This window comes from Pseudomonas sp., from assembly GCF_050739655.1.
In the GTDB taxonomy this organism is placed as follows: Bacteria; Pseudomonadota; Gammaproteobacteria; order Pseudomonadales; family Pseudomonadaceae; genus Aquipseudomonas.
This window is the reverse complement of record NZ_JBOIBY010000555.1, coordinates 1-4,792: the sequence shown is the minus strand read 5'-3', so window position 1 is coordinate 4,792 and position 4,792 is coordinate 1. Positions and strand designations below refer to the sequence as shown.

The 4,792-nt window shown below is 59.8% G+C and carries 4 protein-coding genes; 2 read left to right on the top strand and 2 right to left on the bottom strand.

Features of this window, described 5'->3' with window-relative positions; translation table 11 throughout:
- Positions 1–213 precede the first annotated feature (213 nt).
- Together lptG and lptF are read right to left on the bottom strand one after the other, a co-directional pair.
- Positions 214–1,275, bottom strand: a complete 1,062-nt coding sequence (lptG, locus tag ACRESJ_RS26550; protein WP_431760520.1) for an LPS export ABC transporter permease LptG — start codon at positions 1,273–1,275, stop codon at positions 214–216.
- Positions 1,268–2,386: an LPS export ABC transporter permease LptF gene (lptF, locus tag ACRESJ_RS26545; RefSeq protein WP_431760519.1), complete on the bottom strand. Its 1,119-nt coding sequence runs from the start codon at positions 2,384–2,386 to the stop codon at positions 1,268–1,270. The genes lptG and lptF overlap by 8 nt, the downstream gene beginning before the upstream one ends.
- A 395-nt stretch (positions 2,387–2,781) precedes the next feature.
- Here lptF and ACRESJ_RS26540 point away from each other — a divergent pair, with 395 nt between their 5' ends.
- A complete protein-coding gene (locus tag ACRESJ_RS26540; protein WP_431760518.1) occupies positions 2,782–4,272 on the top strand; it encodes a leucyl aminopeptidase in 1,491 nt (496 codons plus the stop codon).
- 60 nt (positions 4,273–4,332) lie between these two features.
- The gene (locus ACRESJ_RS26535) at positions 4,333–4,761 is read left to right on the top strand and encodes a DNA polymerase III subunit chi (protein WP_431760517.1); all 429 of its coding nucleotides are present in this window, start codon (positions 4,333–4,335) and stop codon (positions 4,759–4,761) included.
- Positions 4,762–4,792: the final 31 nt, after the last annotated feature.

Below are 4,792 nucleotides of genomic sequence, written 5' to 3'. Positions count from 1 at the left end.
GGCGATGATGGAGAAATTGCGGATATGACTCAAATCACTCACGGATCAACACTCAAAAAGGCTGCAGGCATAGCCCGCCGAAAAATAGCCGGGAATTGTACCTGATCCACGGCGCAAGCGTCACGTTTGCAGGCCAGACGGCCTGTACAAAAACGCCCCGGTCTTGCGACAGGGGCGTTTTTTATCACCAGCCAGGCCGGAAAGAAGCCGCCATCAACCGGCGCGGCGCAACAACCAGAGCCCGGCCAGGGCGCAGATACTGGCCGGCACCAGCACCGCAAACAGCGGCGAGAAGCCGAACACCAGGCTCGAAGGCCCAAGCAAATCCTGGGCAATGCGGAAGGTGAACCCCACCAGTACACCGGTGAACACCCGCTGACCGAGGGTCACCGAACGCAACGGGCCAAAGATGAAGGAAATTGCCATCAACACCAGGGCTGCGGTAACCAGCGGCTGCAATACCTTGACCCAAAACGCCAGCCAGTATTGGCCATTGCTCAAGCCTTGATCGGACAGGTAGTGGATATAGCCCCACAGACCGGAAATCGACAGCGATTCGGGCGCCATGACCACTGTACTCAGCAACTGCGGACTCAATGCCACGTCCCAGCGCTCGATCGGGGTACTGACCACTTCGGTGCTCTTGTCATGGAACAGCGTGGTGGTGACGTCGCTCAACTGCCAGTGATCCTTGTCGAACTCGGCGCGTTTGGCAAAGCTGGAAGACAGCATGTGACGCTGATTGTCGAAGCGATAACGGGTCACGCCATACAACAGGCCGTTGGGTTGTACGGAGTTGACGTGGATGAACTCCTCACCCTGACGGTGCCACAGACCATGCTTGGCACTTTGTGCATCGCCACTGCCCTGGGCCAGCGAACGGTTGGCCTGTGCGGTGCTTTCAGTTGCCGGTGCGATGTACTCGCCGATCAACAGCCCCACCAACATCAGCACCAGCATTGGCTTCATGACCGCCCAGACGATCCTGCCGATCGAAACGCCAGCGGCGCGCATGATCGTCAGCTCACTATTGCTGGCCAGGCTACCGAGACCGATCAGGCAACCGATCAACGCGGCCATCGGCAACATGTCGTACAGACGGCGAGGAGCGGTCAGCAATACATAGCTGAGCACATCGAGCAGGGTGTAGGTATCGCTGACTTCGCTCATCTCGTCGATGAAGGCAAACAAGGTCGCCAGACCGAGGATGATCCCCAATACCGCCAGGATCGCCATGAACACGCTGCTACCAATGTAGCGATCGAGCTTAACCACGGGCCACCTCCAGCGCTGCGCGGCGACTCGCCATCTTCAAGCGCAAAGGCTCCCAGTAAAGCAGGCCCAGACCAATGAGCAGGAACATCCCGTGCACCCACCACAAGCCCAGCGCCGGAGGAATCTTGCCCTTTTCAAGGTCGCCACGGGCGGCAATCAGGATGGTCAGGTAAGCCATATATAGAAGAATCGCCGGAAACAACTTGAGGAAGCGACCCTGGCGCGGGTTAACCCGTGACAACGGCACCGCCATCAAGGTCACGATGAACACCAGCAATGGCAGGGACAGACGCCATTGCAACTCGGTACGGGAGCGAAGGTCGTCACTGCCGAGCAAGGAAGCCGTGCTCATCGCATCACGATCGGTCACTTCGTCACTGACATCCGGCTTGGGCAGCAATACACCGTACTCGTCATACTTGATCGCCCGATAATCGGCCTGCCCCGGGTTACCGTCGTAGCGGTAGCCATTGTCGAGGATCAGGTAGCGGTTACCGTCAGGACGGATTTCCTGGCGACCCTTTTCAGCCACCAGCACGGAAATCCCGCGGTCTTTTTGGTCGGAACTGATGTTTTTCTGCGAAATGAACACGCCAGTCAGATTGATGCGATCGTCCGACAATTGTTCGGTGTAGGTCACGCGGGTGCCGTCACGTAGTGCCTGGAAACGACCCGGCTCCAGGGTATCGAACTCGGTCAGGGCATCCTGTTTGTTCAGCAGCAACTGGAATTGATTGGCACCTTGTGGTGCCAGACTCAGGCTCAACCAGGCCACGACCAGCGCCACCAGGGTGGCCGGGAATAGCGTTATGCGGAACAGGCGTTGCTGGCTCATGCCGGTGGCCGACAGCACGGTCATTTCACTTTCGAGGTACAGGCGACCGTACGAGAGCAGGATCCCGAGAAACAGGCCCAGCGGCAGGATCAGCTGGAGGAAACCCGGCAGACGAAAGCCCATGATCAGGAACAGCGAACCCGGATCCAGTAGACCCGAAGCGGCCTGAGCGAGGTACTTGATGAAGCGTCCGCTCATGATGATGACCAGCAGCACGGCACTGACGGCGCTCAAGGTCAACAATACTTCGCGGGATAGATAACGGAAGACGATCAAACCAGACACTCCAGGGTTGTCAGGCTAAGGCGGCCAAACAAGCAAACATATCAGACAGCCCGCAAGGCAGAGCCGCCGAAAAAAGATGGCGCATTATCCTGTGATTGAGTGCGCCTGTCACTGCGCAATGCATTGCGCCCCCTGTAGGAGCGAGCTCGCTCGCGAAGGACGTGAACGATAACGCGCAAAGCCTGAAACCCCACGATGCTCTAGCGTTCTTCGCGAGCGAGCTCGCTCCTCCATTCGTACAACCGAGGGTTGTCAGGCGCCGGTAGCGAGGTTCAAACTGCGGCCTTCGTCGCCAGCCGATCCTGGCGCCTTCTATCTATAAGCGAACGACGCACACACATTGTCGAGCGCTTGCGTGTTGACTCATCAAATTCAGGGACCCGGACATGGAACTGGTTGTAAAAAGCGTTAACCCGGAAACGTTGAAAACCGCCACGCTGGTGGTCGCCGCCGGTGAAGGCCGCAAGCTCGGCGCCGTCGCGATGCAGCTCGACGAACTCAGCGGTGGCGCGATCAGCGCCGTCCTCAAGCGCGGCGACCTGGCCGGCAAAGTCGGCCAGAGCCTGTTGCTGCACAGCCTGCCGAACCTGAAAGCCGAACGCGTGTTGCTGGTGGGCGTGGGCAAGGATGAAGAACTGGGTGATCGCCCATTCCGCAAAATCATCGCTGGCGTACTCAACACCCTCAAAGGCCTGGGCGGCAGCGACGCGGTACTGGCCCTGGACGAAATCGTGGTCAAGGGTCGTGACAGCTACGGCAAGACCCGCCTGCTGGCCGAAACCCTGGTGGACGGCGAGTACCAGTTCGACCAGTTCAAAAGCCAGAAAGCCGAACCGCGCGCCCTGAAGAAAATCACCCTGCTGACCATCAAGGCCGCTCAGGCTGAAGTGCAACGCGCCGTGACCCACGCCACTGCAATCGCCAACGGCATGGCCTTCACCCGTAACCTGGGGAATCTGCCGCCGAACATCTGCCACCCGACTTTCCTCGGTGAGCAAGCGAAAAACCTCGGCAAGGAATTCAAGGACCTGAAAGTCGAAGTCCTCGACGAGAAGAAGATCAAAGCCCTGGGCATGGGCTCGTTCTACGCTGTTGGCCAGGGCAGCGCCCAGCCGCCGCGCCTGATCGTCATGCAATACAACGGCGGCAAAAAATCCGAGAAGCCTTACGCACTGGTGGGTAAAGGCATCACCTTCGACACCGGCGGCATCAGCCTCAAGCCGGGCGCCGGCATGGATGAAATGAAGTACGACATGGGCGGCGCCGCCAGCGTGTTCGGTACCCTGCGTGCCGTGCTCGAACTGAAGCTGCCGATCAACCTGGTGTGCATCCTGGCCTGCGCCGAGAACATGCCGAGCGGCAACGCTTCGCGCCCGGGCGACATCGTCACCACCATGAGCGGCCAGACCGTGGAAATCCTCAACACCGACGCCGAAGGCCGTCTGGTGTTGTGTGACGCCCTCACCTACTCCGAGCGCTTCAAGCCGCAAGCGGTGATCGACATCGCCACCCTGACCGGTGCCTGCGTGGTTGCACTGGGCTCGCACACCTCGGGCCTGCTGGGCAACAACGATGAACTGATTGGCCAACTGTTGAGCGCCGGCAAGGCTGCCGACGATCGCGCCTGGCAACTGCCGTTGTTCGATGAGTATCAAGAGCAGCTCGACAGCCCGTTCGCCGACATCGCCAACATCGGCGGCCCGAAAGCCGGCACCATCACCGCTGCCTGCTTTCTGTCGCGCTTCACCAAGAACCTGAACTGGGCGCACCTGGACATCGCCGGCACCGCATGGACCAGCGGCGGCAAGGACAAGGGCGCCACTGGCCGTCCGGTTCCCCTGTTGACCCAATACCTGCTGGACCGCGCCAAAGCCTGAAACCGTTGATGGGCGGCGGCGTCACTTTTCGGTGGCGCCGCTTGCCGCTCTGGAACCGCAATGACCAAAGTCGACTTCTATATCCTGCCCAGCGCCGATCCTTCGGCACGCCTGGATTTCGCCTGCAAGCTCACCGAAAAAGCCTGGCGCATGGGCCACCGTGTCTACCTGCATTGCAGCGACGCTGCCCAGCGTGACGATCTCGACGCACGCCTCTGGACGTTCAAGGGTGAAAGCTTCGTGCCCCACGGCTCCGCCGAAAGCGAACCGGATAGCTTGATTGTCCTGGGCCTGGGTGACGATTGCGGTCAGCACCAGGATTTGCTGGTCAACCTCGACCTGAAAGTCCCGGCCTTCGCCAACAAGTTCGCCCGAGTGGCGGAAGTGGTGGTGGAAGATCCGACGATCAGAGCGGCCGCGCGGGAGAGTTTCCGTTTCTACCGCGAACAGGGCTATCCTCTGCAAGATCACCGTTTACAGCGACTCTGAGCCTTCCAATGGACACTCCAAAACCGCTGCA

Excerpts from the sequence above, each read along its gene's own strand:
- ACRESJ_RS26540 (WP_431760518.1), top strand. The coding sequence starts at position 2,782 with ATGGAACTGGTTGTAAAAAGCGTTAACCCGGAAACGTTGAAAACCGCC.
- ACRESJ_RS26535 (WP_431760517.1), top strand. The coding sequence starts at position 4,333 with ATGACCAAAGTCGACTTCTATATCCTGCCCAGCGCCGATCCTTCGGCA.